The sequence below is a fragment of the Pseudomonas sp. HMSC08G10 genome (assembly GCF_001808425.1).
GTDB lineage: Bacteria > Pseudomonadota > Gammaproteobacteria > Pseudomonadales > Pseudomonadaceae > Aquipseudomonas > Aquipseudomonas guariconensis.
The window spans coordinates 70,654-97,583 of the sequence record NZ_KV793306.1 but is presented as its reverse complement, the minus strand read 5'-3'; the positions used below and the strand labels follow the sequence as shown (position 1 = coordinate 97,583).

The 26,930-nt window shown below is 61.2% G+C and carries 23 protein-coding genes, 2 tRNA genes and 1 pseudogene; 16 read left to right on the top strand and 10 right to left on the bottom strand.

The features are described 5' to 3' along the window. Nucleotides 1-40: 40 nt before the first annotated feature. From HMPREF3173_RS10860 to HMPREF3173_RS23910, 5 genes are all read left to right on the top strand, one after another. Entirely contained in the window at nt 41-676 is a 636-nt protein-coding gene (locus tag HMPREF3173_RS10860) for an RluA family pseudouridine synthase (protein WP_070573036.1), read from the top strand. Between the two features lie 123 nt (nt 677-799). After that, nucleotides 800-2,089 (top strand): M18 family aminopeptidase, encoded by a 1,290-nt coding sequence (locus tag HMPREF3173_RS10855; RefSeq protein ID WP_043206652.1) that lies wholly within the window; start codon nt 800-802, stop codon nt 2,087-2,089. 156 nt (nt 2,090-2,245) lie between these two features. Continuing rightward, a complete protein-coding gene (locus HMPREF3173_RS24575; protein WP_167358066.1) occupies nt 2,246-2,410 on the top strand; it encodes a hypothetical protein in 165 nt (54 codons plus the stop codon). Nucleotides 2,411-2,454: 44 nt separating this feature from the next. Continuing rightward, entirely contained in the window at nt 2,455-4,593 is a 2,139-nt protein-coding gene (locus HMPREF3173_RS10850; protein ID WP_070573034.1) for a mechanosensitive ion channel family protein, read from the top strand. Between the two features lie 161 nt (nt 4,594-4,754). Continuing rightward, entirely contained in the window at nt 4,755-7,697 is a 2,943-nt protein-coding gene (locus HMPREF3173_RS23910) for an RHS repeat domain-containing protein (protein ID WP_218188844.1), read from the top strand. A gap of 66 nt (nt 7,698-7,763) precedes the next feature. Here HMPREF3173_RS23910 and HMPREF3173_RS10835 read toward each other — a convergent pair whose 3' ends face one another. Next, nucleotides 7,764-8,477 (bottom strand): UTRA domain-containing protein, encoded by a 714-nt coding sequence (locus HMPREF3173_RS10835; RefSeq protein ID WP_070573027.1) that lies wholly within the window; start codon nt 8,475-8,477, stop codon nt 7,764-7,766. Between the two features lie 323 nt (nt 8,478-8,800). Between HMPREF3173_RS10835 and HMPREF3173_RS10830 the strand changes: the two genes are divergently transcribed. The 6 genes from HMPREF3173_RS10830 to HMPREF3173_RS10805 all read left to right on the top strand — a co-directional run bounded on the left by HMPREF3173_RS10830 (nt 8,801) and on the right by HMPREF3173_RS10805 (nt 14,055). Then, nucleotides 8,801-9,865, top strand: a complete 1,065-nt coding sequence (locus HMPREF3173_RS10830) for an ABC transporter substrate-binding protein (protein WP_070573025.1) — start codon at nt 8,801-8,803, stop codon at nt 9,863-9,865. A gap of 108 nt (nt 9,866-9,973) precedes the next feature. Beyond that, nucleotides 9,974-10,780 carry an alkaline phosphatase family protein gene (locus tag HMPREF3173_RS10825; RefSeq protein ID WP_043206656.1) on the top strand — a complete coding sequence of 269 codons (807 nt, stop codon included), beginning with the start codon at nt 9,974-9,976 and terminating at the stop codon, nt 10,778-10,780. Further along, nucleotides 10,777-11,616: an ABC transporter permease gene (locus HMPREF3173_RS10820; RefSeq protein WP_043206657.1), complete on the top strand. Its 840-nt coding sequence runs from the start codon at nt 10,777-10,779 to the stop codon at nt 11,614-11,616. Before HMPREF3173_RS10825 ends, HMPREF3173_RS10820 begins: the two co-directional genes overlap by 4 nt. Continuing rightward, nucleotides 11,606-12,397 carry an ABC transporter permease gene (locus HMPREF3173_RS10815; RefSeq protein ID WP_070573023.1) on the top strand — a complete coding sequence of 264 codons (792 nt, stop codon included), beginning with the start codon at nt 11,606-11,608 and terminating at the stop codon, nt 12,395-12,397. The genes HMPREF3173_RS10820 and HMPREF3173_RS10815 overlap by 11 nt, the downstream gene beginning before the upstream one ends. A 1-nt stretch (nt 12,398) precedes the next feature. Next, nucleotides 12,399-13,388, top strand: a complete 990-nt coding sequence (locus HMPREF3173_RS10810) for an ABC transporter ATP-binding protein (protein ID WP_070573021.1) — start codon at nt 12,399-12,401, stop codon at nt 13,386-13,388. Nucleotides 13,389-13,401: 13 nt separating this feature from the next. Next, complete coding sequence (locus HMPREF3173_RS10805) at nt 13,402-14,055, top strand: HAD family hydrolase (protein ID WP_043206661.1); 654 nt, start codon at nt 13,402-13,404, stop codon at nt 14,053-14,055. 79 nt (nt 14,056-14,134) lie between these two features. On the opposite strand, the gene HMPREF3173_RS10800 is transcribed toward HMPREF3173_RS10805, so the two are convergent. After that, nucleotides 14,135-15,097 carry an NAD(P)H-quinone oxidoreductase gene (locus tag HMPREF3173_RS10800; protein ID WP_070573019.1) on the bottom strand — a complete coding sequence of 321 codons (963 nt, stop codon included), beginning with the start codon at nt 15,095-15,097 and terminating at the stop codon, nt 14,135-14,137. 142 nt (nt 15,098-15,239) lie between these two features. Between HMPREF3173_RS10800 and HMPREF3173_RS10795 the strand changes: the two genes are divergently transcribed. Both HMPREF3173_RS10795 and HMPREF3173_RS10790 read left to right on the top strand, forming a co-directional pair. Then, nucleotides 15,240-17,321 (top strand): carboxy terminal-processing peptidase, encoded by a 2,082-nt coding sequence (locus tag HMPREF3173_RS10795; RefSeq protein ID WP_168166377.1) that lies wholly within the window; start codon nt 15,240-15,242, stop codon nt 17,319-17,321. Between the two features lie 111 nt (nt 17,322-17,432). Next, a pseudogene (locus HMPREF3173_RS10790) lies at nt 17,433-18,587 on the top strand (EAL domain-containing protein); the annotation flags it as partial. 28 nt (nt 18,588-18,615) lie between these two features. Here the strand turns inward: HMPREF3173_RS10790 and HMPREF3173_RS10785 are convergent. From HMPREF3173_RS10785 to pcaQ, 5 genes are all read right to left on the bottom strand, one after another. After that, a complete protein-coding gene (locus tag HMPREF3173_RS10785) occupies nt 18,616-18,984 on the bottom strand; it encodes a hypothetical protein (protein WP_043206664.1) in 369 nt (122 codons plus the stop codon). Further along, nucleotides 18,981-19,316 (bottom strand): helix-turn-helix domain-containing protein, encoded by a 336-nt coding sequence (locus HMPREF3173_RS10780; RefSeq protein ID WP_070573015.1) that lies wholly within the window; start codon nt 19,314-19,316, stop codon nt 18,981-18,983. The genes HMPREF3173_RS10785 and HMPREF3173_RS10780 overlap by 4 nt, the downstream gene beginning before the upstream one ends. A gap of 165 nt (nt 19,317-19,481) precedes the next feature. After that, nucleotides 19,482-19,922, bottom strand: coding sequence for a YkvA family protein (locus HMPREF3173_RS10775; protein WP_070573013.1), 441 nt, complete (start codon nt 19,920-19,922; stop codon nt 19,482-19,484). Nucleotides 19,923-20,187: 265 nt separating this feature from the next. Beyond that, nucleotides 20,188-20,934 carry a BamJ family beta-barrel-assembly machinery protein gene (locus HMPREF3173_RS10770; RefSeq protein WP_070573011.1) on the bottom strand — a complete coding sequence of 249 codons (747 nt, stop codon included), beginning with the start codon at nt 20,932-20,934 and terminating at the stop codon, nt 20,188-20,190. 205 nt (nt 20,935-21,139) lie between these two features. After that, the gene (gene pcaQ, locus HMPREF3173_RS10765; RefSeq protein WP_070573009.1) at nt 21,140-22,072 is read right to left on the bottom strand and encodes a pca operon transcription factor PcaQ; all 933 of its coding nucleotides are present in this window, start codon (nt 22,070-22,072) and stop codon (nt 21,140-21,142) included. 129 nt (nt 22,073-22,201) lie between these two features. On the opposite strand from pcaQ, the gene map reads away from it, so the two are divergent. Next, complete coding sequence (gene map / locus HMPREF3173_RS10760; RefSeq protein WP_070573007.1) at nt 22,202-22,993, top strand: type I methionyl aminopeptidase; 792 nt, start codon at nt 22,202-22,204, stop codon at nt 22,991-22,993. 152 nt (nt 22,994-23,145) lie between these two features. Here map and HMPREF3173_RS10755 read toward each other — a convergent pair. After that, a tRNA-Asp gene (locus tag HMPREF3173_RS10755) sits at nt 23,146-23,222 on the bottom strand. A 16-nt stretch (nt 23,223-23,238) separates the two neighbouring features. Further along, nucleotides 23,239-23,314: transfer RNA gene (locus HMPREF3173_RS10750), tRNA-Val, on the bottom strand. 206 nt (nt 23,315-23,520) lie between these two features. Here HMPREF3173_RS10750 and rdgC point away from each other — a divergent pair. Further along, nucleotides 23,521-24,441 carry a recombination-associated protein RdgC gene (gene rdgC, locus HMPREF3173_RS10745; protein ID WP_043215562.1) on the top strand — a complete coding sequence of 307 codons (921 nt, stop codon included), beginning with the start codon at nt 23,521-23,523 and terminating at the stop codon, nt 24,439-24,441. A gap of 230 nt (nt 24,442-24,671) precedes the next feature. After that, nucleotides 24,672-24,989, top strand: coding sequence for a quaternary ammonium compound efflux SMR transporter SugE (sugE, locus tag HMPREF3173_RS10740; RefSeq protein WP_043215559.1), 318 nt, complete (start codon nt 24,672-24,674; stop codon nt 24,987-24,989). 17 nt (nt 24,990-25,006) lie between these two features. Here sugE and HMPREF3173_RS10735 read toward each other — a convergent pair whose 3' ends face one another. Further along, nucleotides 25,007-26,881, bottom strand: a complete 1,875-nt coding sequence (locus HMPREF3173_RS10735; RefSeq protein ID WP_070573004.1) for an MFS transporter — start codon at nt 26,879-26,881, stop codon at nt 25,007-25,009. Between the last annotated feature and the right edge of the window lie 49 nt (nt 26,882-26,930).

Genomic DNA, 26,930 nt, shown 5'->3' with positions numbered 1-26,930 from the left:
GACAAGCCGCTCCCACAGTGCTTTCCAAAGAGACTTTGCAATGCCGCTGTCGAACGTCCAGATCCTCCATGAAGACGCTGCCATCCTGGTGGTCAACAAGCCGACACTGTTGCTGTCGGTGCCAGGTCGCGCCGAGGACAACAAGGACTGCCTGATCACCCGCCTGCAGCACAACGGCTATCCTGATGCGCTGATCGTTCATCGACTGGACTGGGAAACTTCCGGGATCATCCTGCTGGCCCGCGATGCCGACAGCCACCGCGAGCTTTCGCGCCAGTTCCATGACCGCGAGACCGAAAAGGCCTACACCGCGTTGTGCTGGGGTCAACCGACGCTGGACAGCGGCAGCATCGATCTTCCCCTGCGCTACGACCCACCGACCAAACCCCGTCATGTGGTGGACCACGAACAGGGCAAGCATGCCCTGACCTTCTGGCGCATCCTCGAGCGCTGCGGCGATCACTGCCGGGTGGAGCTGACCCCAATCACCGGGCGCTCGCACCAATTGCGCGTGCACATGCTCTCGATCGGCCACCCACTGCTGGGCGACCGCCTGTACGCCAATCCCCAAGCCCTGGCCGCCCACGATCGACTGTGCCTGCATGCGAGCATGCTGAGCTTCACCCACCCGGTGACGGGCGAGCGGTTGAAGTTCGAGTGCCCGGCACCTTTTTGAGCTACAAGCTTCAAGCGACAAGTTGCAAGAAATAGCTAAAGCGGATGGCGCGGAACTTGCCCAAGCTGCCGCTCTTGCTTGAAGCTTGCAGCTTAAAGCTTGAAGCTCGAACCGGAGTGAGTTATGCGCGATTCCCTGAATGCTGGCCTGATCGATTTCCTCAAGGCCTCCCCGACGCCTTTTCATGCGACCGCGAGCCTCGCCCAACGTCTGGAGGCCGCCGGCTATCAGCGCCTGGACGAGCGCGACAGCTGGGCGACGGTGCCAGGTGGCCGCTATTACGTGACCCGCAACGACTCCTCGATCATCGCTATCAAGCTGGGCAAGCAATCGCCATTGCTCGGCGGTATCCGCATGGTCGGCGCCCATACCGACAGCCCGTGCCTGCGCGTCAAGCCGCAGCCTGAGCTGCAGCGCCACGGTTTTCTGCAACTGGGCGTCGAGGTCTACGGCGGCGCGCTGCTCGCGCCTTGGTTCGACCGCGACCTGTCGTTGGCCGGCCGGGTCACCTTCCGTCGCGACGGCAAGGTCGAGAGCCAACTGGTGGACTTCAAGCTGCCGATCGCGGTGATCCCGAACCTGGCTATCCACCTCAACCGCACCGCCAACGAAGGCTGGGCGATCAACCCTCAGCTCGAACTGCCCCCCATCCTGGCCCAGGTGGCCGGTGACGAGCGCGTGGACTTCCGGGCCCTGCTCACCGAGCAACTGGCGCGCGAGCACGACCTCAATGCCGACGTGGTGCTGGATTACGAGCTGAGCTTCTACGACACACAGGATGCTGCGCTGATCGGCCTCAATGGTGACTTCATCGCTGCTGCCCGCCTGGACAACCTGCTTTCCTGCTATGCCGGTCTGCAGGCGCTGTTGGCGGCGGACAGCGACGAAACCTGCGTGCTGGTATGCAACGACCACGAGGAAGTCGGTTCCTGCTCAGCCTGCGGCGCCGACGGTCCAATGCTCGAACAGACCCTGCAGCGCCTGCTGCCCGATGGCGACGACTATGTGCGAACCATCCAGCGCTCGCTGATGGTCTCGGCTGACAACGCCCACGGCGTGCACCCCAACTATGCCGACAAGCACGACGGCAACCATGGGCCGAAGCTCAACGCGGGCCCCGTCATCAAGGTCAACAACAACCAGCGCTACGCCACCAACAGCGAAACCGCGGGCTTCTTCCGCCACCTGTGCATGGCCGAGGAAGTGCCGGTGCAGAGCTTCGTGGTACGCAGCGACATGGGGTGCGGCTCGACCATCGGCCCGATCGCCGCCAGCCACCTGGGCGTGCGCACGGTGGACATCGGCCTGCCGACCTTCGCCATGCACTCGATCCGCGAGCTATGCGGCAGCCATGACCTGGCGCACCTGGTGAAGGTGCTCACCGCGTTCTACCGTAGCCGCGAACTGCCCTGAGTGGCCCAAGGGCCGCTTTGCGGCCCTTTTCCCGGCGTCGCCAGCACCCACCGATGCCCTGTCGGCATGCTCGATTCCTGTCCTTGATCAATCTCGCCTGCGTCCCGAGCCGCTATGCTTAAAGCATGGCCCCATCTTTCAGAAGGATTCCTGTCCATGACGTTCCTGTCGCTGTTCCTGCCGGTCTTCCTGTTCCTGCTGCTGCTAACCATCGGTTTCAGCCTGCGCGAACGCAATATCGGCGTGCTGATGATGTGGATCGGAACCCTGGGTATCTTCGGCCTCACTTGCTGGAAGATCCTGGAGCAACTGCCCTCATAAACCTCTACACTCGGTCAATCGTTTGACCTGAGGTAGATTTCCCGGTGCCTGCACTCCTGCGTTGCCTGTTCCTGCTGTTGTTCCTGTTCATCACCCCGGCCCAGGCCGCGGGCCTGCCAAGCCTGCTCGGATCGAGTGCGCCAGCGCAGCCGGAGGCGACCGAGCCTTTGGGCAAGTCGCTCGATGAGGTGATCAAGAACCTGGAGAACGACCAGCAACGCGCCAAGCTGCTGGCCGACCTGAAAAAACTGCGCGATGCCACCAAACAGTCGCAACCGACCGTCGAACAAGGCGTGCTCGGGCTGATCGGCGGCGCGTTGCACGACCTGGAAAAGCAATTCAGCGGCGACGCCAGCCCATTCCGGCGCTGGTCCCTGGAAATCGACCAGGCCCAGCAGGAACTCGCGGCCCTGATCGTTCCCGTGCATCAATGGCCGGCGATCCTGTTCGGCTTCGCGGCGATCATCGCGGTCTGGAGCCTGCTGGCGTATGCCTTCAACTGGATCGGCCATCGCGTGCGCCTGCGCTTCGGCCTGACCGAAGAACTACCCCAACACCCGCGCACCTGGGACTTGGTCCGCTTTGCCTTGCGCAAGCTTGGGCCCTGGATGGTGGCACTGGTGTTCACGGTCTACCTGAGCTTCGCCCTGCCCTCTTCCCTGGGCAAATCACTGGCCATGGTCCTGGCCTACGCCTTGGTGGTCGGCACCCTGTTCTCGGCGATCTGCGTGATCGCCTTCTCACTGCTCGACGGCCCGCATCGCCACCGCGCCCTGTACATCCTGCGCCATCAGGCGTTCCGCCCGCTGTGGCTGATCGGCAGCTTCGCCGCGTTTGGCGAGGCGATGAGCGACCCGCGCATGACGACCGCCCTGGGCAGCCACCTGGCCCATGCCCTGGCGACACTGGCCAATGTGGTGGCGGCGGTGTGCACCGGCCTGTTCATCCTGCGCTTTCGCCGCCCCATCGCTCACTTGATTCGCAACCAGCCGTTGTCCCGACGCCTGACCCGGCGAACCCTGAGCGACACCATCGAGATCCTCGGCAGCTTCTGGTTCGTACCGGCGCTGCTCTTGGTAGCTGTCTCGTTGTTCGCCACGTTCGTCTCGGCCGGTGACACCAGCACGGCCTTGCGCCAGTCGCTGATGTGCACCGTGCTAGTGGTGGTGTGCATGGTGCTCAACGGCCTGGTGCGTCGTCACGCGGCCAACCCCAAGCGCGCCAACCGACGCCAGGAGGTATACGCCGAGCGCCTGCGCAACTTCGGCTACGCTCTGGTGCACCTGTTCATCTGGTTGGTGTTCATCGAACTGGGCCTGCGGGTCTGGGGGCTGTCGATGATCAATTTCGCCGGGGGCGATGGCCATGAAGTGAGCATGCGCCTGGTGGGTCTGGCAGGAACCATGATTGCTGCCTGGCTGGTGTGGATCCTGGCCGACACGGCCGTACACCACGCTCTGGTGCGCTCACGCCGGGGCCTGGCCAACGCTCGCGCACAAACCATGATGCCGCTGATCCGCAACGTCATGTTCGTGGCGATCTTCATCATCGCGGTGATCGTCGCCCTGGCGAACATGGGCATGAATGTCACTCCGCTGCTCGCCGGTGCCGGTGTCATCGGCCTGGCGATCGGTTTCGGCGCCCAGTCGCTGGTAGCCGATCTGATCACCGGCCTGTTCATCATCATCGAGGACTCCTTGGCCATCGATGACTATGTGGATGTCGGTGGTCACCTGGGCACGGTCGAAGGCCTGACCATTCGTACCGTGCGGCTGCGAGACATCGACGGCATCGTGCATACGATTCCGTTCAGCGAGATCAAGAGCATCAAGAACTACTCCCGCGAGTTCGGCTACGCGATCTTCAGGGTGGCCATTCCCCACAGCATGGCGATCGACCAAGCGATCACCTTGATTCGCGAGGTCGGGCAGAAGCTGCGCAACGACCCGCTGATGCGGCGCAACATCTGGTCCCCTTTGGAGCTGCAGGGGGTAGAGAGCTTCGAATCAGGGTCGGCCATCTTGCGGGCGCGGTTCAAGACGGCGCCCATCAAGCAATGGGAGGTGTCGCGGGCATTCAATCTGGCCTTGAAGCGCCAGCTCGATGAAGCAGGGCTGGATCTGGCGACACCACGGTTGTCGGTGCAGGTCGTGACGGCGGGTGGAGGCACGGCCGCCGATTGATACTCATCTGATTACGACAGGGATGCCGCCATGCCTGGCGGCTTTTCCGATACATCAAACAGCGCTTTCCGACTAGCAGTCAGCCATACAGCCAAATCAAGCTGATTCTTCACTCCCCTCTGGGGGTGGCGAAAAATCAACATGATCAAGGTAACTGCAAGTTGAGACACATAGACTTTTCACTTCATAACGGAACGCCTACGGTCACCGTCCGAGACAACCGAGGATTAGGCATCCGCGATATCGCTTATCATCGCCATCCCGATACGCCCGAACAACTCGACGAACGCATCACCCGCCACCGGTTCAACGCCCTTGCGCAGCTTGAGCAAAGCATCGATCCTCGCCTCCATGAACGCCAAGCCGTAGACGCGACGACCCAACCCAATTACAAATTTCATAACTCGCTGACGGGCGATGTCCTGCGTAGCGACAGTGCCGACGCGGGCGTCACGCTCTCGCTCAACGATGTTCACGGCCGCCCGTGCCTGAGCATTGGCGCCACAGGCGTGCTCCATCGCTGGCACTATGAAACCCCACCGCTTGCAGGGCGATTGCTACACGTGAGTGAGCATATCGCCGAAGCCCCCCCCCGCATCACAGAACGCTTGGTCTGGGGCGACAACACCCAGACTGCGAAGGATCAGAATCTTGCAGGCCGATGCGTGCGCCACTATGACACGGCAGGTTGTTGGCAGACGGACAGCGCCGGCTTGACCGCAAGCGTACTTTCCGCCACCCAACAGTTGCTGGCGGAAGGCACCGAAGCCGATTGGCAGGGAGAGGACGCGGCAGTTTGGGACAAGCTACTGGCACCGGATGCGTTCACGACCTCATATCGTATCGACGCGACGGGAGCCGCCATCGAGCAACGCGATGCGCTCGGCCATACCCGATGCCAGACCTATGACATAGCCGGCATGCTGCGTAGCACTCGGCTGATCATGAAAGGCGGTACGACGCGGGTTATCTTGAAGGCTGTGGAATACTCCGCGTTCGGACAAAAGCTGTGGGAAGAACAGGGCAACGGCGTCATTACCACCTACACCTACGAACAGCGGACTCAGCGCCTGCTAGGTAGCAAGATCGAACGACGTGCCGGGCGCAGCGAGGCGAAAGTCCTGCAAGACATACGGTACGAATATGACCCAGTTGGTAATATCCTGAGTGTGCACAATGATGCGGAGGCGACGCGGTTCTGGCGTAATCAGAAGATCGTACCGGTCAATCGCTATGTATATGACAGCCTCTATCAACTGATCTCAGCCAGCGGCCGTGAAATGGCCGATATGCCCCGCCAAGGCCCTAGGCCTCCCTCCCCCACCATCCCACTCCCGACCAACGACGGGGCCTACACCAACTACACACGTCGTTACCAATACGATCGCGCTGGCAACCTGACGCGTATCTCACACAGCGCACCCGCTTCCAACAACAGCTACACCCTGGACATGACAGTGTCCAATCGCAGCAATCGGGCGGTATTGCAGTCGCTGACCGAAGACCCTGCAAAGGTCGATGCCTTGTTCGATGCAGCGGGCAATCAGTTGCAACTGCAACCTGGCCAATCCCTTCATTGGACGCCCCGCGGGCAGCTCGACAAGGTCGTGCCACAGGCCGGTGATGAAAGCGCCGTCGACCAGGAAAGCTACCGCTACGGTGCAGACGGCCAACGGATCGCCAAATACAACTCCCAACAGGCAGGCGCCCAAACGGGATACGTACTTTATTTGCCAGGGTTGGAAATGCGTGCCCGTGCCAGGGGCGATGCGATAAAAGAACGGCTTCACGTGATCACCGTCGGCGAAGCAGGTAATGCTCAAGTGCGATTACTGCACTGGGAAACCGGCACGCCGCCAGGCGTCAGCAACGACTCACTGCGCTACGGCTATTCCAATCTCATAGACAGCGTCGGGCTCGAACTCGATAGCGACGGTCAAATCATCAGCTATGAAGAGTACTACCCCTACGGCGGTTCTGCGGTATGGACTGCCCGCAACCAGACAGAAGCCGATTACAAAACCGTGCGTTACTCCGGGAAAGAGCGCGATGCCACGGGACTCTATTATTACGGCTATCGGTATTACCAACCCTGGGTAGGGCGCTGGCTCAGTGCAGACCCAGCCGGTACGGTCGATGGACTTAATCTTTATCGAATGGTACGAAACAACCCCATTGCCTTAAAAGACAACAACGGGTTGAATGCCGAAGGGTATTACCATGAGTTCCAAGCGCTGAAGAGCGCACCCAGTATGATCCGTAACACCAGGCTTCAAATTCAAGATTATATGCGAAGCCAAACCGAAAGCCGGATTATTTACGTGTTGATGTCGATCGTTTTGGAAGCGCTCGCTACGACCATTGGCATGGCCGGCGGCCTTCTGGGCGGTGCGGCGGGAGGGGCTATAGGAGGCGCTGTAGGAGGGGTTATCGCCAACGTTCCAGGAGCCGCTGTAGGCGCAACCTGGGGGGCTAGCGTAGGAGGGCTCGTCGGGAAAACCGTTGTAAAGAAAGCGGCAGAGAAAATACTCCCGCAGGCTGAGTTGACGCCAGACCTCGACATGACAAAAAAAATAAACGAAACGGCCGAAGGCGGCCTTGGGCATAAAATCAAACATTTCCTAGAAAAAGAAATAACCATGGAAAAGCTCCGTGAAAAAATAACCGATGATCAAATGACCAACGATGCAAACAAAATGGCGACAGGCGTGGGTTTACCACAATACCCTCTTACCCTTCCCGTATCAAAAGCGATAAAAGTCGCCACAGAAGTGGAAAAATCAATAACCGTTACCACAAAACATGCAGTAGCCGGGGCAATACCTGCTCAAGTAGAGAATGCAAAAGGTGCCCTTCATGCCATTTACTCAAAGATAGACGCGCAATTCGGTAAGCTCAGCAGCATGCGCAGCCGTAAAAGCCTGTTGAGGCCTTTCATACCCGATGGCCCACGAGAGCTTTCCATTACATTGAATAATGACCCGTTCAACCCTGATGCATGGGTGGGAAGATCGGAGGTCGAGAAGCCTTACCAGGCAGCCTTGGCCGAACTGGATAAACTTAACGAACTGTACGTTAAGTACGAAAAAAAATTTCGTACTTAAGCGATCTCAACAACCGGCCCCGCCGGTCTGCTGCATGCAAGACCGGCGGTACCCCAATGCCTGAACTCACCCCGCCTCAGCCCGAATCCGTATCGCGTCATGACGCCAATATTCCAGGTCACAGTCGATCAGATGCCCATGCTGGTCGCTGTTGACCCGGGTGACATGCAACCCCGGGCTACCCGCCGAGACCTTGAGGGCTGCGGCAGCCGGAGCCGGCAACGCGGTCGGCAGGATCTCGAAGCATACCCGGCCATAAGCGATCCCATAGGCTCTGGCATAGATCTCGGTCAGCGACTGACCAAGATCCAACTCCAGGATCCCAGGAAAATACTTAGGGTTCAGGTAATGCTCGGCATACAGCACCGCACGCCCGTCGATGCGCCGCAAGCGGCAGATCTGCACCACGCTGGACAACGCCGGCAAGCGTAACCGCGCACAAATCACCGCCGAAGCCGGCTGCAAGCGCGCCGACAGCAATTCGGTGCTCGGCACCCGCCCCTGCGCCCGGACCATGGCATGGAAGTGACTGCGCTCGATCAGATCGTACGTCAGCCGCTCCGGCGCCACGAACCAGCCCCGCCGCTCCTCACGATAGATCAGCCCCTGGGCTTCCAACTGCACCAGCGCCTCGCGCAGAGTAATGCGAGTAGTGTCGAACACCTCACTGAGCTTGCGTTCGGCCGGCAGCTTGCCGCCCGGCGCCAGCAGGCCGTGTTCGATCTGCTCCTGCAGGGCATGGCAGATGGCTGTTACCGCGCGCGGTGGCGTCGAGTGCATCAAGGTTACCTGTATGGACTAGTCCAGCCCCAATGTTGGGCAATTGGAGAATAGTGCAAGCCTAGGGAGGGCTGATGAACATCCTGTGACAAAGACTACCAGTGCTGGCCCGGGAAACGAGCAAGGCCTTGCGAATAAAGGCCTGCGATCTGGTCTACGCTGTAGTGCCAGGGCCTGCATCGCAGGGTTGCGGGTCTGCTCGTACATCAAACTGTCACGCAACCGGCCTACCTTGGCTCGAGGATTGCTGACCTAGACCAAAGGTTCGCAAACGAACGGTTTTCCTACAACAACACTGCAAGGCCCCACCAAAGGAGCTTCGGATGAAAAAGTTCTTCATGGCGTCACTGCTGGGCTCGGCCATCGCCCTGTGCACCTCGGCCATGGCCGCCGATACCGATCTCAAGGCCCTGGAAGAGGCCGCTCGCAAGGAAGGCACCGTCAATAGCGTGGGCATGCCGGATGCCTGGGCCAACTGGAAAGGCACCTGGGCGGACCTTGCCAGCAAATACGGGCTCAAGCACAGCGACACGGACATGAGCTCGGCCCAGGAGATCGCCAAGCTCGATGCCGAGAAGGACAATGCCAGTGCCGACATCGGTGACGTGGGCGCCGCCTTCGGCCCCATCGCCGCCACCAAAGGTGTGACCCAACCGTACAAACCCAGTACTTGGGATCAAGTTCCAGAGTGGGCCAAGGACAAGGACGGCCACTGGGCCTTGGCCTATACCGGTACCATCGCGTTCATCATCAACAAGGACCTGGTCAAGGAAAGCGAGCGCCCGAAAACCTGGCACGACCTGGAAAAAGGCAAGTACAAGGTCGCCATCGGCGACGTAGGCACCGCCGCCCAGGCTGCCAATGGCGTGCTCGCCGCAGCCATCGCCTACAAGGGCGACGAGAGCAACCTGCAACCCGGCCTGCAACTGTTCACCAAACTCGCCCAGCAAAAGCGCCTGTCGCTGGCCAACCCGACCATCCAGACTCTAGAGAAGGGTGAAGTGGAAGTTGGCGTGGTGTGGGACTTCAACGGCCTGAGCTACCGGGAGCAGATCGATCCCAAGCGTTTCGAGGTGCTGATCCCGTCCGATGGCTCAGTGATCTCCGGCTACACCACTATCATCAACAAGTACGCCAAGCACCCCAACGCGGCCAAGTTGACGCGTGAGTACATTTTCAGTGATGCCGGTCAGACCAACCTGGCCATCGGCCACGCCCGTCCGATTCGCGCCGAACACCTGAAGCTGCCGGCCGAGGTGCAGGCCAAGCTGCTGCCGAACGAGCAGTACAGCGCCGCCCAACCGATCAAAAATGCCGAGGCCTGGGAGGCCACTTCCAAGAAGCTGCCGCAGATGTGGCAAGAGCAAGTGATCATCGAGATGGAATAAAAAGCTTCAAGTGCCAAGCTGCAAGCTTCAAGTCAAAGCAGGTGATCGACATGCCTGCTTCTTCTTGCCGCTTGTAGCTTGCAGCTTGCAGCTCCACTGGGAGCCACCATGCAACACAACGTCATCTTGGTCCTGCTCGACGGCCTCAACCATCAGGTGGCCCACCACGCCATGGGTCATCTGCATGCCTATGTCGAGGCCGACCGTGCCGCCCTGTACCGCGTAGAGTGCGAGCTGCCATCGCTGTCACGCCCGCTGTACGAATGCATTCTCACCGGTGTCCCGCCCATCGACAGCGGCATCGTGCACAACAACATCAATCGTCTGTCCACCCAGCGCAGTGTCTTCCACTATGCCCGCGAAGCGGGCCTAGGGACCGCGGCGGCGGCATATCACTGGTTTAGCGAGCTGTACAACCGCTCGCCCTTCGACCCGTTGCGCGACCGTCACACCCACGCGCCGAAGCTGCCGATCCAACACGGCCTGTTCTACTACGCCGACCACTACCCCGACTCGCACTTGCTGGCCGATGCCGAGTACCTGCGTCGGCGCCATGCGCCGAACTTCCTGCTGGTCCATCCGATGAACATCGATGACGCCGGGCACCGCCATGGTCTGGACAGCAGCCAGTACCGCAATGCCGCTCGCAGCGCCGACATCCTGCTGGCCGACTACCTACCGCTGTGGCTGCAGGAGGGCTATCAGGTGCTGGTGACCGCCGACCACGGCATGAACAACGACCGCTCGCACAATGGCTTGCTGGCCGAGGAGCGCGAAGTGCCGTTGTTCGTGTTCGGCGAGGCATTCAGCCTGGACCCTGCGGCCACGCCCCTGCAGACTGAATTGTGCGGCACGATCTGCGAGCTGCTCGGCGCGCCACATGACAAGCCAGTCTGCCGGGAGCTGCTCAAGTGAATGCCAGCCAACGTGGCCGCTACCTGGCCCTGCTCTGCCTGCTCCCGTTTGCCGTGTTCTTCATTGTTTTCCAGATCGCGCCCTTGGCCTGGGTGGCCATCAACAGCCTGCAGAGTGAAAGCGGCTGGGGACTTGCCAATTTCAGCAAGGTCTTCGCCTCGAAGTTCTACTTGCAGGCGCTGCAACGCAGTCTGGAGATCAGCTTCTGGTCGAGCCTGTTCGGCATCGTCATCGCGACCCTCGGCGCCTACTCCCTGCGCCAGGTGGATTCACGCTTGCGTGATTTCGTCAGTGCCTTCGCCAACATGACCAGCAACTTCGCTGGCGTACCGCTGGCCTTCGCCTTCATCATCCTGCTCGGCTTCAACGGCGCCCTGACCCTGCTGCTCAAGCAGGTGGGCCTGCTCGAGGATTTCAGTATCTATTCCAAGAGCGGCCTGATCCTGGTGTACACCTACTTCCAGATTCCCCTCGGCGTGCTGCTGCTCTACCCGGCTTTCGACGCCCTGCGGGAAGACTGGCGCGAGTCGGCAGCCCTGCTGGGTGCCAGTCATTGGCAGTTCTGGCGGCACATCGGCCTGCCGGTGCTGGCTCCGGCGTTGCTGGGCACGTTCGTGATCCTGCTGGCCAACGCTCTGGGCGCCTACGCCACCGTCTACGCCCTGACCACCGGCAACTTCAACGTACTGCCGATCCGCATCGCCGCCCTGGTGGCCGGTGACATCACCCTGGATCCGAACCTGGCCAGCGCCCTGGCCATGGTGCTGGTGGGGCTGATGACACTGGTCACCGTGGTCCATCAATGGCTGCTCAAGAGGAGCTACCATGCGCGCTGAACCTCGCACCAGCTTCTATCACCGGGTTGTGGTGTACCTGCTGTTCATTATCCTGCTGTTGCCGCTGGCCGGCACCCTGCTCTACTCCTTGGCCACCAGTTGGTCGGCGAGCCTGCTGCCCAGCGGCCTGACCTTCAAGTGGTACCTGGCGTTGTGGAGTGAGCCGCGCTTTCTCGCAGCCTTCGGCCAGTCGCTGCTGGTGTGCGTAGGTGCGCTGGTGCTGTCGGTGGTGCTGATCCTGCCTTTGCTGTTCGTGGTGCATTACCACTTTCCGCGGCTGGACGCGCTGATGAACATCCTCATCCTCCTGCCGTTCGCCGTGCCACCAGTGGTGTCCTCGGTGGGCCTGCTGCAGTTGTATGGCAGTGGCCCGATGGCCATGGTCGGTACGCCTTGGATCCTGATCGGCTGCTACTTCACCATCGCCCTGCCCTTCATGTACCGGGCGATCACCAACAACCTGCAGGCGATCAACCTGCGCGACCTGATGGACGCCGCCCAACTGCTTGGTGCCAGCACCTGGCAGGCAGCGTTCCTGGTGGTGCTGCCGAACCTGCGCAAGGGCCTGATGGTGGCACTGCTGCTGTCGTTCTCCTTCCTGTTCGGCGAGTTCGTCTTCGCCAACCTGCTGGTGGGTACACGCTACGAGACCTTGCAGGTGTACCTGAACAACATGCGCAACAGCAGCGGCCATTTCAACAGTGCACTGGTAATCTCCTACTTCGCCTTCGTGCTGGTGCTGACCTGGGTCGCCAATCGCCTGAACAAGGACAAATCCTGACATGAGCTTCGTCAGCGTACAGAAACTGCACAAAAGCTATGCCGGCAGCCCGGTGTTCCACGACATCGACTGTCAGATCGAACGCGGCGAGTTCGTCACACTGCTGGGCCCATCCGGCTGCGGCAAGTCGACCCTGCTGCGTTGCATCGCCGGCCTCACCCCCGTGGACAGCGGCCGGATCCTGCTCGATGGCCAAGACCTGGTGCCCGTCAGCCCGCAGAAGCGCGGCATCGGCATGGTCTTCCAGAGCTACGCGCTGTTCCCCAACATGACCGTGGAGCAGAATGTCGCCTTCGGCCTGCGCATGCAGAAGACCAAGGCCGACGAGAGCCAGGCCCGGGTTCGCGAGGCCTTGGAGCTGGTGGAGCTGGGCAGTTTTGCCGGGCGCTATCCGCACCAGCTCTCCGGCGGCCAATGCCAGCGCGTGGCCCTGGCCCGATCGCTGGTGACCCGCCCTCGTCTGCTGTTGCTAGACGAGCCACTGTCGGCCCTGGATGCGCGTATCCGCAAGCACCTGCGAGAGCAGATCCGCGCGATCCAACGCGAGCTGGGGCTGACCACCATTTTCGTCACCCACGACCAGGAAGAAGCGCTGACGATGTCCGATCGGATCTTCCTGATGAACCAAGGACGCATTGTCCAGAGCGGCGATGCCGAAACCCTCTATACAGCACCCGTGGACCTGTTCGCCGCAGGTTTCATCGGCAACTACAACCTGCTCGACCCGGACGCCGCCAGCCGCCTGTTGCAGCGCCCGGTGGCCGCCCGCCTGGCGATCCGCCCGGAAGCCATCAGCCTGCACCTGGACGGCGAGCTCGAAGGCCAGGTACGCAGCCACAGCCTGCTGGGCAACGTCATCCGCTACCGGGTGCAGGTGCGTGGCGTGGAACTGGTGGTGGACGTACTCAATCGCTCATCGGCCGACCTGCATGCCGATGGCCAGCGGGTGTCCCTGTCGATCGACCCCACGGCGCTACGAGAAGTGGCCTAAGGAGAACAACACAATGGCATTGGCAATATTCGATCTGGACGAAACCCTGATCCACGGCGACTGCGCCTCGCTGTGGAGCAAGCAGATGGCTCAGTTGGGCTGGGTCGACGGCAAGGAATTCCTGCGACGCGACCAGGAATTGATGGAAGCCTATGGCAAAGGCCACCTGCAGATGGAAGAGTACATGGCCTTCAGCCTGGAGCCGATAGCAGGACGTACCCTCGAGGAGGTCGAACACCTGATCGAGCCCTGGGTCGAAGACGTGATAGAACCGATCATCTTTGGCGATGCCTGCCGCTGCATTGCCGAACACCGCAAGCGTGGCGACCGCATCCTGATCATCTCCGCCTCGGGAACCCATCTGGTGGGACCGATCGCGGCGCGTCTGGGCGTGGACGAATACCTGGCCATCGAGCTGGAAGCGGTGAATGGCGTGTACACCGGCAAGACCCATGGCGTGCTGACCTATCGTGAAGGCAAGATCACCCGACTGCTGGAGTGGCTGGACCAAGAGCAGGAGAACCTCGAAGGCGCCAGCTTCTATTCGGACTCGCGCAATGACCTGCCACTGCTGCTGAAAGTCGACTACCCGCATGTGGTCAACCCGGACCCGGTGTTGCGTGAGCATGCGCAGATCAATGGGTGGCCAATCCTGAGCTGGAGCTGATGTTCACAGCCTGTTCGCGGGTAGAAACGCTCCCACAACACCAGTGGGAGCGGCTTACCTGCGAACAGGCCTGCCCGGCTTACACCAAGGCAGGATCGATCACCAGCACCAGCTTGCCCGACACCTGGTTGCTCGCCAGCTCCGCAAACGCCGCCTCGGCAAAGGCCACCGGGTAGGTGTCCACCAGTTGCGGTGAAAGCCGACCTTCGCTGAACAGCGGCCACACCTGCTGGCCCAGGTCTCGCAGCAGTTCAGCCTTGAAGGTATCGTCACGGTTGCGCAGCGTGGAGCCTGTGACTTGCACCCGTTTGGCCAGCAGTTGCGCCAAGTCCAGCTCGGCCTTGCGCCCGCCCATAAGACCGATGATCACCCAACGCCCGTCTCGGGCCAGCAGCTTGAGGTTGAGCGGCCCGTAGCTGGCCCCCACCGGATCGAGGATCGCATCGAACGGGCCGAAGCCTTCCAGCGCCTCCAGATTCTCGTTGCGCACCACGCCACCGGTCGCACCCAGCGCCTGGCAGTAGGCCAGACGATCCTGCGAGCCGACACTGACCCACACGGGGTTGCCGAACGCCTTGCACAGCTGGATCGCCGCCGACCCCACTCCACTGGCCCCGGCATGTACCAAGACCTTTTCACCGGCCTGCAGGCCCGCTAGCTGGAACAGGTTCAGCCAGGCCGTGGCATACACCTCAGGGATCGCTGCCGCCTCGTGCAGGCTCAGGCCTTCGGGGACCGGCAGGACATGGCGGGCATCGACCACCACCTCCTCGGCCATGCCGCCACCTGCGAGCAATGCGCAAACCCGGTCGCCAACACGCCAATCCGCGCCCGGGCCGACCTCCGCGATCACCCCCGCGCACTCCAGGCCCAGGTACGGGCTGGCACCTGGGGGCGGCGGGTACAAGCCTGCGCGCTGGAGCAGATCGGCACGGTTGAGTCCCGCTGCAGCCACACGGATTCGGACCTGACCCGCATCACAGGCCGGGCGCTCGGCTTCTACCCAGGCCACATGTCCGTCAACGCCTTGCAATGCCTTCACAGTGCCTCCATAGTTGAGTCATGACTGAGCCCGGGATCGCCATGTCCCGGGCTTTTTGCAGTATGCGTCCGGCTCTCCTGGAGCCGGCGAACGGAAAAGACGGCCTACTATGCGTGATCAATTGCCTTTACGTCGAATCAGCATGAAGCATTTCCTGCCCAGCACAGCCCTCGCCCTCATGATCGGCCTCGGCAGTCTCACGCTCGGCGGCAATGCATCGGCCGCCAACAAGTGGGACAGCCTGCAGCCTGACCGCGACGAGATCGTCGCCAGTCTCAACGTAGTGGAACTGCTCAAGCGCCACCACTACAGCAAGCCGCCGCTGGACGACGCCCGTTCGATCATCATCTACGACAGCTACATCAAGCTGCTCGATCCTTCGCGTAGCTACTTCACCGCCGCCGACATCGCCCAGTTCGACAAGTGGAAGACCCAGTTCGACGACTTCCTCAAAAGCGGCAACCTGGAGCCTGGCTTCACCATCTACAAGCGCTACCTGGACCGCGTGAAATCGCGCCTGGACTTCGCGCTCGCGGAGCTGGACAAGGGCGTCGACAAAATGGACTTCACCACCCGCGAAACCTTGCTGGTCGACCGCAAGGATGCCCCGTGGATGAAGAACGAGGCCGAGCTCGACGACCTGTGGCGCAAGCGCGTCAAAGATGAAGTCTTGCGCCAGAAGATCGCAGGCAAAGATCCCAAGCAGATCCAGGAAACCCTGACCAAGCGCTACAAGAACCAACTTTCGCGCCTGGACCAGACCCGTGCCGAGGATATCTTCCAGGCCTACATCAATACCTTCGCCCAGTCGTACGATCCGCACACCAACTACCTGTCGCCGGATAACGCCGAAAACTTCGATATCAACATGAGCCTGTCGCTCGAAGGCATCGGCGCTGTGCTGCAAAGTGACAACGACCAGGTCAAGATCGTGCGCCTGGTGCCGGCAGGCCCGGCGGCCAAGACCAAGCAGGTGGCACCGGCCGACAAGATCATCGGCGTGGCCCAGGGCAACAAGGAAATGGTCGACGTGGTCGGCTGGCGCCTGGACGAAGTGGTCAAGCTGATCCGCGGCCCGAAAGGCTCGGTGGTGCGCCTGGAGATCATCCCGGCCAGCAACGCGCCCAACGACCAGACCAGCAAGATTGTGTCGATCACCCGCGAGGCGGTGAAGCTCGAGGAGCAGGCCGCCAAGAAGTCGGTGCTCAAGCTCAAGCAGGATGGGCGCGAGTACAAGCTGGGCATCATCGAGATTCCAGCCTTCTACCTGGACTTCAAGGCCTATCGCGCAGGCGATCCGGACTACAAGAGCACTACCCGCGACGTGAAGAAGCTACTCACCGAGCTGCAGAAAGAAAAAGTCGACGGTGTGGTCATCGACCTTCGCAACAACGGCGGCGGCTCCCTCCAGGAAGCCACCGAACTGACCAGCCTGTTCATCGAGAAAGGCCCGACGGTGCTGGTGCGCAACAGCGACGGCCGTGTCGACGTGCTCGAGGATGAAAACCCCGGTGCCTTCTACAAAGGCCCGCTGGCCCTGCTGGTCAACCGCCTCTCGGCCTCGGCCTCGGAGATCTTCGCCGGTGCCATGCAGGACTACCATCGTGCCCTGATCATCGGCGGCCAGACCTTCGGCAAAGGCACCGTGCAGACCATCCAGCCGCTCAATCACGGCGAGCTGAAACTGACCCTGGCCAAGTTCTACCGGGTTTCCGGACAGAGCACCCAGCACCAGGGCGTGCTGCCGGATATCGACTACCCATCGATCATCGACACCAAGGAAATCGGCGAAAGCGCCCTGCCCGAAGCCATGCCATGGGACACCATCCGCCCTGTCGTGCGCCCGGCCATGGACCCGTTCAAGCCGTTCCTGACCGAGCTCAAGGCCCGTCACGATGCGCGTAGCGCCAAGGATCCGGAATTTGCCTATATCCGCGATCGCCTGGCCCTGACCCAGAAGCTGATGAACGAAAAGACTGTCAGCCTCAACGAGCAGGAGCGCCGCGCCCGCCACGACGAGATCGAAGCCAAGCAACTGGCACTGGAGAACATCCGTCGCAAAGCCAAGGGCGAAGAGCCACTCAAGGAGCTCAAGAAGGAAGACGAGGACGCCTTGCCCACCGAGGACGAGGACACCAAGCCGGAAGACGATGCCTACCTGTCCGAGACAGGGCGCATCCTACTCGACTACCTGAGCCTCAATTCGCAGGTGGCCAAGCACTGAGAGCGTGATGGCAGAATAATGCGACCTGTCATCAAATAGTCATTCGGCTGTCGTGAAATAGAAGGGCCGGACGCGCAAGCGCCCGGCCCTTTTTCTTTCAGGAAGCAGTCCATGACCGTCACCGAACAGCTCAGCGCATTGAGCGCCATCCTGGCTCAACGCAGCATCCACAGCCTGTTCCAGCCGATCATCTGTCTTTCCGAACGCCGCGTCCTCGGTTACGAGGCACTCAGTCGCGGCCCCTCCAACAGCCCGTTGCACGCGCCCCTGAACCTGTTCGCCATCGCCCATCAGGCCGGCCGCCTCACTGAACTGGAAGAAGCCTGCCGCGACAGTGCCTGCCGGCGGTTCTGCGACCAGGCACTGGAGGGCAAGCTGTTTCTCAACGTCTCACCCGAGTCGCTGCTCGAACCCAACTACCCCTCCGGCCGCACCCTCAAGCTATTGGAGCAAGTCGGGTTGCCGCCGAGCCGAGTGGTCATCGAGCTGACCGAACACACCCCGACCGACGATTTCCAGTTGTTGTCCAACGCTTTGCACCACTACCGCGACATGGGCTTTTCCATCGCCCTGGACGATTTGGGCGCAGGCTATTCCAGCCTGCGCCTGTGGTCGGAGCTGCGGCCGGACTACGTGAAGATCGATCGTCATTTCATCGACGGTATCCACCTGGACCCGCTCAAGCGCGAATTCGTTGGTTCCATCTTGCAGATCGCCCGCGCCTCAAAGGCCCAAGTGATCGCCGAAGGCATCGAGCTGGCCGAAGAACTGACGGTACTTGGGGAAATGGGCGTGGATCTGGTTCAGGGCTATCTGCTCGGCCGCCCGCAGGAGTATCCGCTACGCGAAGACTTCCAGCCGCTGTTGCAGACGGACAGCGAGGCGCCTGCCGCCAGGGCCAGGCCTAACGATTTGCGCGCGTTGCTGATCGAGCAGCGGGCAGTGAGGGTTGATAGCGAGATTGAAGAGGTGCTCAATGCCTTCAAGGCCTGCGCCGGGGTCAATTCCCTGGCTGTGCTGGATGATCATGGCAGGCCTTGCGGCCTCATCCATCGCCAGGACTTGTTGATCACTCCGGGCAAGGCGGTTGCGCAACTGATGAGCGTAGAGTTTCTGGCCATGGAGCGTCTGCACTCACTACGCCAGGCCAGCCGCCTGATCACCAGCCGGGTTCGCCAACGCCTCGATGAGGACTTCGTCATCACCCAAAACGGCCGTTATCTGGGCATAGGACGCGTGCTGGACCTGCTGAGGTTGATCACCGAACAGACCGCAGCCTGAACGTGCTGCTGCGTCAGGCGTGTTCCGGATAGCTGTACTCGAACACCCGCACCACTTCGGAGGCATGCCAAGACGCCGCTTCCAGGCCATCGACTGGCCCGGAGAAACGCCCCAGACGCTCGACACACTCGAAAAAGCCGGTACGCGGCAGGCGGCTGGCACCTTGGCTGATCACCAACGAGCTGCGCAATGGCTGATCGGCACGGGCATCGAGGACAGCGAGGTACTCCAGGGCAGCGGTCAAGGTCTGCATGGCCGGGCTGGGAAGCTGCAGGCGTTCGATCAAGGCACGGTACGTGAGCAGGTGACGTTGACGCCGGGCCACATCCAGTTCGCCCAGCAGGCTCTCCCAATGCTGTCGGCTGATCCTGACCTGGCTCATGATGGCTCGCTCCAGCCTGCGATACCCAGATGCCAGGCCAGGCTGCGCAGGATCGCAGCGTCTGGTTGGCGCTCGCCGGACTCGATCATGCCCAGATAGGCGGGGCTGATACCGACATTGCGTGCCAGTTGTTCCGGCGCCAGCCCCTTGGCTTCACGCAATCGCGTCAAATCGCTCAACGATGCCAGGCTCGGCGCCTGGGCATCCACAGTGGCTTTTGGTTCAACGCTAGCAGGCGCCTGCCCGGCCGCCTTGAGCAACGCCTGATATTGCTCCCAGGGAACTACGGCGTACTCGGGTTGACCGTCCCGGCTGATGACCTGAATACCCATTACAACCCCCTTTACGTAGGATTACAGCATGTAATCCGTAGGCATAATCCTTATGCCAATTATATGTCCAAGCGCGGGCGTCTGTGCAGGTCGGGCAGATCAGCGTTTTGCATGACGAAATAGGCTCAGTTTCATATCAGAACGGCAAGGAATCCGGTGCCATCCTCAAGGGGCGCGACGCTCCAGGCGCAGGCTTTCAGGGGAATCCGGCAGCCGTTCCACCACCCGCAGCCGCTCGGGCGCCTGGCTGTCGCGCCAGGCCTTGAAGCGGTTCAACTCATCGGCCACGGTCTTGAGCACCCAGCCGAGCACGGCGATGTCATCGAGAAAACCAATGCCCACCAGCCAATCGGGAATGGCGTCCAGCGGGCTTACGAAGTACAGCAGGCCAGCCACCACCGTGACCAGCGCCTTGGGGCTGATGGCCCGGTACTCGCCACGCCACCACGCCAGGCACAGGGCCTGCAGCAGACGCACATCCTCACGCAATTGGCTCAGCTTCGGCCCCTTGCGCGCGACGGCGAACAACAGGGCTGGCAGACGGCCACGGCTGAGCAGACGCTCCGCCAAGGGCAGGAAGCGGGCAAAATTCCAGGGTGCGCTCATGAGGCCTCCATATCGGCAGGGAAGGTTATCCACATTTATTGTGGATAACCTTGTGAACAGGGTGCAGTTTCCGACGCGAGGCGCCCACTGGGCAAGGGTCTCGCTCAGATCGGGCGTTTTTTACACAGTCGTTTCATAACCGCAAACGTTTTGCTGCGGGGCTGCCCTACTCCTGCTACGACCGTACAGCCGCGGCGAGGTTCGCCTTCGTCAAATCCCAGAAACGACAACGCCCCGTCGAGACGGGGCGTTGTAAACAGCGCGATTACTTGGCAGGTGCTTCAGCTTCCGGAGCCTCGGCCTCACCTTCTGCCTTGGCCGGATCCTTGATACCGATCAGTTCCAGGTCGAACACCAGGACCGAGTTGGCCGGGATCAGCGGGCTCGGGCTCTGGGCGCCGTAAGCCAGGTCAGCCGGGATGTACAACTTGTACTTCTCGCCGACGTGCATCAGTTGCAGGCCTTCTACCCAGCCTGGGATCACACCGCTGACAGGCAGGTCGATCGGGCTGCCGCGCTCGACGGAGCTGTCGAAGACCTTGCCATCGATCAGCTTGCCTTCATAGTGGACAGTCACCACGTCGGTAGGCTTGGGCTGCGGGCCGTCGGCTTTCTTGACCACTTCATACTGCAGGCCCGACGCAGTGGTGACCACGCCTGGCTTCTTGGCGTTTTCTTCGAGGAATTTCTTGCCGGCGCTAGCCGCTTCCTCGCTGGCCTTGGCCAGGCGTTCTTCGGCGCGCTTCTGCAGCGCGGTGAAAGCCTCGACCAATTCTTCATCCTTGATGCGTTGCTCTTTCTTGGCAACCGCATCCTCGATACCGAGAGCTACTGCTTTGGAATCAAGGTCTTCCATGCCTTCCTGAGCCAGGCTCTTGCCCATGTTCAGGCCGATACCGTAGGAGGCTTTCTGTGCCGGAGTCTTCAGCTCGACGCTGCTGGTCTGAGCGTCGCAGCCCGCCAGGACCAGGCCAACCAGGGCAACCGCAGCCGCCAAACGATGCTGTTTCATGCTAGTTCCTTGTTCATGCGCCATAAGGGCAATCAGGTAAAGCCGCGAGCTTAGCAGGCGGCCGTGACCAATGGCTACCGGCATGAGAGCAGGGAATGTCCGATAAGTTCACGGATATTTCCGATCAATTGAAGGTGTCATTGTCCCTACGTAAGTCAGATTTGAGCTGCCCGTGCACCTTCAGCATGGCCAAAGGCCTGCACGCTCACGGATACAGACCATCCCGGTACTGCCCTGCGACTTCACGCATCACCTCGCATACCCATTGTCCAGGCACACCCTGGGGCAACGCGGCATTACGACAGATACCCACCGAACCACCAGGCTCGCGCACACCAAGGTCGAGTTCGACCAATTCGCCACGCCCCAAGTCGATCAGTACCGCGTCACGCGGCGCCACCCAGACCGCATCGCTGCCGAGCAGGTAACGACGGCTCAAGGCCAAGGACAAGGTCTCCAGGCGCTGGGCTGGCATCTGGATCGCGCACTGCACGAACAGGCTATCAGCGTGCTGGCGGATGGTCGTGCCCTGGGGCGGCAGGACCAGCGGGTAGTCGCCAACCCGCGCGCGCTCAATGGGATGGCGCGCCAGCAAAGGATGGCCGGGCCGTACCACCAAACTCATCGACTCGCTGTACAAATGCTCGAAGGACAACCCCTGGATCTGGGGGCTGTCGGTCATGCGCCCTACAACCAGCTCCAGCTCACCCAGACGCAACTGCCCAAGCAGTTGCGCACTGGCGCCAGTCACCACTTCGATCACCAAGGCCGAATGCCGCTGGTGAAGCCGGCACAGCACCTCCGGCATGAGCAGGCTCTCGACTGTCGACAACACACCGATGCGCACCTGCGACGGCGCCCGCGCCTCGCCGCGCACACTTCCCACGCCTTCACGTAGAGCGTGGACGCTGGGCCCGGCGTAACGCATGAACAAGGTGCCAGCGGCGGTCAGTTCGACGCCTTGCCGGGTGCGCTCGAACAGGCGGGTTTCGAGCAGCTCTTCGAGCTCGCGCAACGTCTTGGATATCGCCGGCTGGCTGATCGCCAATACATCGGCAGCCCTGGCCAGGCTACCCTGGCGGGCAATCTCCAGAAAACACAACAGATGGCGGTACTTGATGCGGGTATCGAGGTTCATGCCCGGCAGCTTGCAGCTTCGGGCCTCGCGCTTCAAGCACCTGTTCGCCCTCCCTGGCAAGCGGTGGCGCATGTATCGTCCGTAGGGCTATTCTGGCGACTCTTTGCCATTGTGATCCTAGCCCTGCCCATGTCCCAAGTGATCTTCAAGACCCCGGCCCAACTCGACCTCATGCGCCGGGCAGGTCAACTGCTGGCCCAGGTGTTCGCTGACCTGGACAGCTTCATTCGCCCTGGCGTGACCACCCTGCAGATCAACGACCGCGCCGAGGCCTTCATCGTCCAGACGCTCAAGGCGCGGCCGGCGAGCAAGGGGCAGTACGGCTTTCCTTATGCGCTGAACACCTCCGTGGACCACGTGGTGTGCCATGGCATGCCAAAGGCCGATGAGGTGCTTAGGGAAGGGTCGATCATCAACGTCGACATCACCCTGGAACAGGGCGGCTACATTGCCGACTCATCGAAAATGTACTGTCTCGGCCAGGTCAGCGATGACGCCCGGCGCCTGGTGGATACCACCTATACGGCGCTCTGGAAAGGCATCGCCCAGGTACGCCCCGGCGCGACCCTCGGCGATATCGGCCATGCCATCCAGGTTCATGCCGAGGCGGCAGGCTACAGCGTGGTCCGGGAGTACTGCGGCCATGGTATCGGCCAGCAGATGCACGAAGGCCCTGAAGTGCTGCACTTCGGCCAGCCGGGCATGGGCATGAAACTCAAGCCTGGCATGGTCTTTACCATCGAACCGATGATCAACCAGGGTGGGCGTGGTACGCGTACATTGCGCGATGGCTGGACCGTGATTACCCGCGATCATTCGCTGTCGGCCCAGTGGGAACATACCGTGGCCGTGACAGAGACTAGCGTGGAAGTGCTGACGCTGCGCGAGGAAGAAAAGGCCTTGGCAACCGCGATGGCTTGAATTCCGGGAAGGGGCGTAAGCGGCGCCCCAATCACGATGCCGAGCGCCACGCTCGCGAAGCCTGGATGAGAAGAGCAGAAACAAAAAAAGCGACCCTAAGGTCGCTTTTTTTGTGGCTTCCGGGTGTTCAGTGGGCCCTGGAAGCTGGAATATGGCGCAGCGGACGGGACTCGAACCCGCGACCCCCGGCGTGACAGGCCGGTATTCTAACCGACTGAACTACCGCTGCGCTAAACATCGAGAAGTGGTGGGTGATGACGGGATCGAACCGCCGACCCTCTGCTTGTAAGGCAGATGCTCTCCCGGCTGAGCTAATCACCCAACGTCTCGGTGTGGCGCGCATTCTACGGAGGACCTGCCACCCTGGCAAGCACTTTTTTAAAAAAAATTTTCAGATCTTTCAAAGACCTAGCACAACCAGGCTTTTCCTTATGAATAAGTGTCTGGTGGCCCTCTGACAGGGTTGGCCTGTGACCGCCCCTCGGAGAATAATGCCCGCCTTATGCATTAAGGAGAGATTCCCCCTCATGTGGTTCAAGAACCTGCTGACCTACCGCCTGACCCAGGACATCCCGTTCGAACCCGAGGCGCTGGAAGCCGCCTTGGCCAGCAAGCCGGCCCGCCCTTGTGCCAGCCAGGAGCTGACCACCTACGGTTTCGTCGCCCCATTCGGCAAGGGCGAGGATGCTCCTCTGGTGCACGTCAGCGGTGACTTCCTGCTGATCGCCGCGCGCAAGGAAGAGCGCATCCTGCCAAGCAGCGTGGTCAACGATGCGGTCAAGGAAAAGATCGAGGAGATCGAGACCGAACAGATGCGCAAGGTCTACAAGAAGGAGCGCGACCAGATCAAGGACGACATCATCCAATCGTTCCTGCCCCGCGCCTTCATCCGCCGTTCGATGATCTTCGCCGCCATCGCCCCGCGCCTAGGCCTGATCCTAGTCAATTCGGCCAGCGCCAAGCGCGCTGAAGACCTGCTGTCGACCCTGCGTGAAGTCATGGGTTCGCTGCCGGTGCGTCCGGTCACCGTGAAGATCGCCCCGAGCGCGACCATGACCGACTGGGTCAAGTCTCAGGCACCTGCACCAGACTTCTTCGTCCTGGACGAGTGCGAGCTGCGCGATACCCACGAGGACGGCGGCATCGTTCGTTGCAAGCGTCAGGATCTGGCCAGCGAAGAGATCCAGCTGCACCTGGGCACCGGCAAGGTAGTCACCCAATTGGCCTTGGCCTGGCAGGACAAGCTCTCGTTTGTGCTGGACGACAAGACCGTGATCAAGCGCCTGAAGTTCGAGGAGTTGCTGCAGGAACAAGCCGAGCAGGATGGCGGTGAAGAAGCCCAGCAGCAGTTCGATGCCAGCTTCACCCTGATGATGATGACCTTCACCGAGTTCCTGCCGGCGCTGTTCGAAGCCCTGGGTGGCGAGGAGATCCCGCAGGGGGTCTAAGAGCGGTCACAAGCTGCAAGAAGAAAGTCAAAAGCGACAGCGCGGTGCGGCCAGCACCGTGCTGCTTCACTTAAGGCTTGGAGCTTGAAGCTGCGACACCGTGAGTCCGTCGGACTTGCCCTGTTTTCTGGAAATGGGCAGTATAGTGCGCACTGTGAGGACGACCTCACGACGCTCTGCGTGATCATTCAGGGGGACGGCCCCATCCTTAACAACGATGGAGACCCACCATGTCCTGGATCATCCTGTTCTTCGCTGGCCTGTTCGAAGTCGGCTGGGCCGTAGGCCTGAAGTACACCGACGGTTTCACCCGTCCACTCCCCACCGCACTGACTGTTGCCGCCATGGCCGTGAGCTTGGGCCTGCTGGGTCTGGCAATGAAGGAGCTGCCGCTGGGCACGGCGTATGCCGTATGGACCGGCGTCGGCGCCGTCGGCACCGTCATCGCTGGCATCATCCTGTTCGGCGAATCCATGGCGATCATGCGCCTAATCAGTGTTGCACTGATCATCGCCGGCCTGATCGGCCTGAAGGTCAGCACTAGCTGACCTTGCGCCCACATCACTCAACGCACATCGCCACGCAGGGCACTGACCTTCTCGCGTAGTGCATTGGGCTGCGCCGCCTCCACCGGGATGGCGGCGCCAGCCACCAACGTCACCCTCGACCAAAGACGCTTGAAAAAGCCCTTGTTCGGATCGCGGCTGAAGAAGCTGCCCCAGAGCCCTCGCAAGGCCAGCGGAATCACCGGCACGGGTGTTTCCTGCAGGATGCGGCTCACCCCTCCCTTGAACACATCTATCTCGCCATCGGCGCTCAGCTTTCCTTCAGGGAAGATGCAGACCAGTTCGCCATCGGCCAGGTACTCGGCAATTCGCGCAAAGGCGCGCTCATAGGTGGCCTCGTCTTCGCTGCGTCCGGCGATGGGGATGGCCCCGGCGGTGCGGAACACGAAATTGAGCACCGGCAGGTTATAGATCTTGTAGTACATGACAAAGCGTATCGGCCTGCGAATGGCGCCGCCGATGAGCAGTGCATCGACGAAAGACACATGGTTGCACACCAGCAACGCCGGGCCCTCATCGGGGATGCACTGCAGGTCCCGATGTTCGACGCGGTACATGGAGTGGCTGAGCAGCCAGATCAGGAAGCGCATGGTGAATTCGGGCACGATGCGGAAGATGTAGGCGTTGACCGCGACGTTGAGCAACGACACCACCAGAAACAGCTGAGGGATACTCAGTTTTGCCACGCTCAACAGCACGATGGTGATGATCGCCGAGACCACCATGAACAGCGCATTGAGGATGTTGTTGGCAGCGATCACCCGGGCCCGCTGGTCTTCGGGCGTACGCGCCTGGATCAAGGCGTACAGCGGCACGATATAGAAGCCACCAAACACCCCCAGGCCCACGATCGAAAGCAGGATCCACCAAGCCTGGCCCATGCCAAGCAGCGCCAGCCAGTCATGGGGCACCTCCCCTGCCGGTACATCGCCCGAGTGCCACCACCACAGCAGGCCGAACAGGGTCAGGCCGAAGGAGCCGAACGGCACCAGGCCGATCTCCACCTTACGCCCGCTCAAACGCTCACAGAGCAGCGACCCCAAGGCGATACCCACCGAGAACAACGTCAGCACCAGCGTCACCACGGTCTCATCGCCGTGCAACCAGTCCTTCGCATAAGCCGGGATCTGGGTCAGGTAAATGGCGCCGACGAACCAGAACCAGGAGTTGCCGACGATCGAGCGCGACACCGCTGGCGTTTGCCCCAGCCCCAGGCGCAAGGTGGCCCAGGATTGCTTGAAGATGTTCCAATCCAGCTTCATTTGCGGGGCAGCGGCGGCCGCCCGAGGGATCCAGCGGCTGGCCAGGTAGCCGAGCACCGCGGTGCCGACCACTCCCCCTGCGACCACCGCAGCATAACTGCCAGAGGACATCATCACCCCAGCCCCGATGGTTCCGGCCAGGATCGCCAGGAAGGTGCCCATTTCCACCAGGCCATTACCGCCGACCAGTTCCTCTTCACGCAAAGCCTGGGGCAGGATCGAGTACTTCACCGGGCCGAACAGCGCCGAATGGGTGCCCATCGCGAACAACGCGAGCAGCATTAGGTACAGGTGGCCAGTGACAAATCCGGTCGCGCCAATGGCCATGATGACGACCTCTGCCAACTTGATCGCGCGGATCAACGCATCCTTGGCGAACTTCTCGCCAAACTGCCCGGCCAGTGCCGAGAACAGGAAGAACGGCAGGATGAACAGCAGCGCGCAGAGATTGACCCAAATCGAGCGATCGCCTTCCAGGCTGAGCTTGTACAAGATCGCCAGGATCAGCGACTGCTTGAACAGATTGTCGTTGAAGGCACCCAGCGACTGGGTAATGAAGAACGGCAGAAAACGCCGCTTGCCGAGCAGGGTGAATTGCGAGGGGTGACTCATCGTCCGTGTACCTGATTGGGCTTTTACATTGGAGGCACGCACAGCGCGA

What these genes read in the sequence shown, in the direction of transcription:
- HMPREF3173_RS10815 (WP_070573023.1), top strand. Translation starts at nt 11,606, where the DNA reads ATGCGCGCTGAACCTCGCACCAGCTTCTATCACCGGGTTGTGGTGTAC.
- rdgC (WP_043215562.1), top strand. Translation starts at nt 23,521, where the DNA reads ATGTGGTTCAAGAACCTGCTGACCTACCGCCTGACCCAGGACATCCCG.
- HMPREF3173_RS10855 (WP_043206652.1), top strand. Translation starts at nt 800, where the DNA reads ATGCGCGATTCCCTGAATGCTGGCCTGATCGATTTCCTCAAGGCCTCC.
- HMPREF3173_RS10835 (WP_070573027.1), bottom strand. Translation starts at nt 8,477, where the DNA reads ATGCACTCGACGCCACCGCGCGCGGTAACAGCCATCTGCCATGCCCTG.
- pcaQ (WP_070573009.1), bottom strand. Translation starts at nt 22,072, where the DNA reads ATGAACCTCGATACCCGCATCAAGTACCGCCATCTGTTGTGTTTTCTG.
- HMPREF3173_RS10735 (WP_070573004.1), bottom strand. Translation starts at nt 26,881, where the DNA reads ATGAGTCACCCCTCGCAATTCACCCTGCTCGGCAAGCGGCGTTTTCTG.
- HMPREF3173_RS24575 (WP_167358066.1), top strand. Translation starts at nt 2,246, where the DNA reads ATGACGTTCCTGTCGCTGTTCCTGCCGGTCTTCCTGTTCCTGCTGCTG.
- HMPREF3173_RS10775 (WP_070573013.1), bottom strand. Translation starts at nt 19,922, where the DNA reads ATGAGCGCACCCTGGAATTTTGCCCGCTTCCTGCCCTTGGCGGAGCGT.
- HMPREF3173_RS10825 (WP_043206656.1), top strand. Translation starts at nt 9,974, where the DNA reads ATGCAACACAACGTCATCTTGGTCCTGCTCGACGGCCTCAACCATCAG.
- HMPREF3173_RS10830 (WP_070573025.1), top strand. Translation starts at nt 8,801, where the DNA reads ATGAAAAAGTTCTTCATGGCGTCACTGCTGGGCTCGGCCATCGCCCTG.
- HMPREF3173_RS10780 (WP_070573015.1), bottom strand. Translation starts at nt 19,316, where the DNA reads ATGGGTATTCAGGTCATCAGCCGGGACGGTCAACCCGAGTACGCCGTA.
- sugE (WP_043215559.1), top strand. Translation starts at nt 24,672, where the DNA reads ATGTCCTGGATCATCCTGTTCTTCGCTGGCCTGTTCGAAGTCGGCTGG.
- HMPREF3173_RS10770 (WP_070573011.1), bottom strand. Translation starts at nt 20,934, where the DNA reads ATGAAACAGCATCGTTTGGCGGCTGCGGTTGCCCTGGTTGGCCTGGTC.
- HMPREF3173_RS10795 (WP_168166377.1), top strand. Translation starts at nt 15,240, where the DNA reads ATGAAGCATTTCCTGCCCAGCACAGCCCTCGCCCTCATGATCGGCCTC.
- HMPREF3173_RS10860 (WP_070573036.1), top strand. Translation starts at nt 41, where the DNA reads ATGCCGCTGTCGAACGTCCAGATCCTCCATGAAGACGCTGCCATCCTG.
- HMPREF3173_RS10810 (WP_070573021.1), top strand. Translation starts at nt 12,399, where the DNA reads ATGAGCTTCGTCAGCGTACAGAAACTGCACAAAAGCTATGCCGGCAGC.
- map (WP_070573007.1), top strand. Translation starts at nt 22,202, where the DNA reads ATGTCCCAAGTGATCTTCAAGACCCCGGCCCAACTCGACCTCATGCGC.
- HMPREF3173_RS10785 (WP_043206664.1), bottom strand. Translation starts at nt 18,984, where the DNA reads ATGAGCCAGGTCAGGATCAGCCGACAGCATTGGGAGAGCCTGCTGGGC.
- HMPREF3173_RS10805 (WP_043206661.1), top strand. Translation starts at nt 13,402, where the DNA reads ATGGCATTGGCAATATTCGATCTGGACGAAACCCTGATCCACGGCGAC.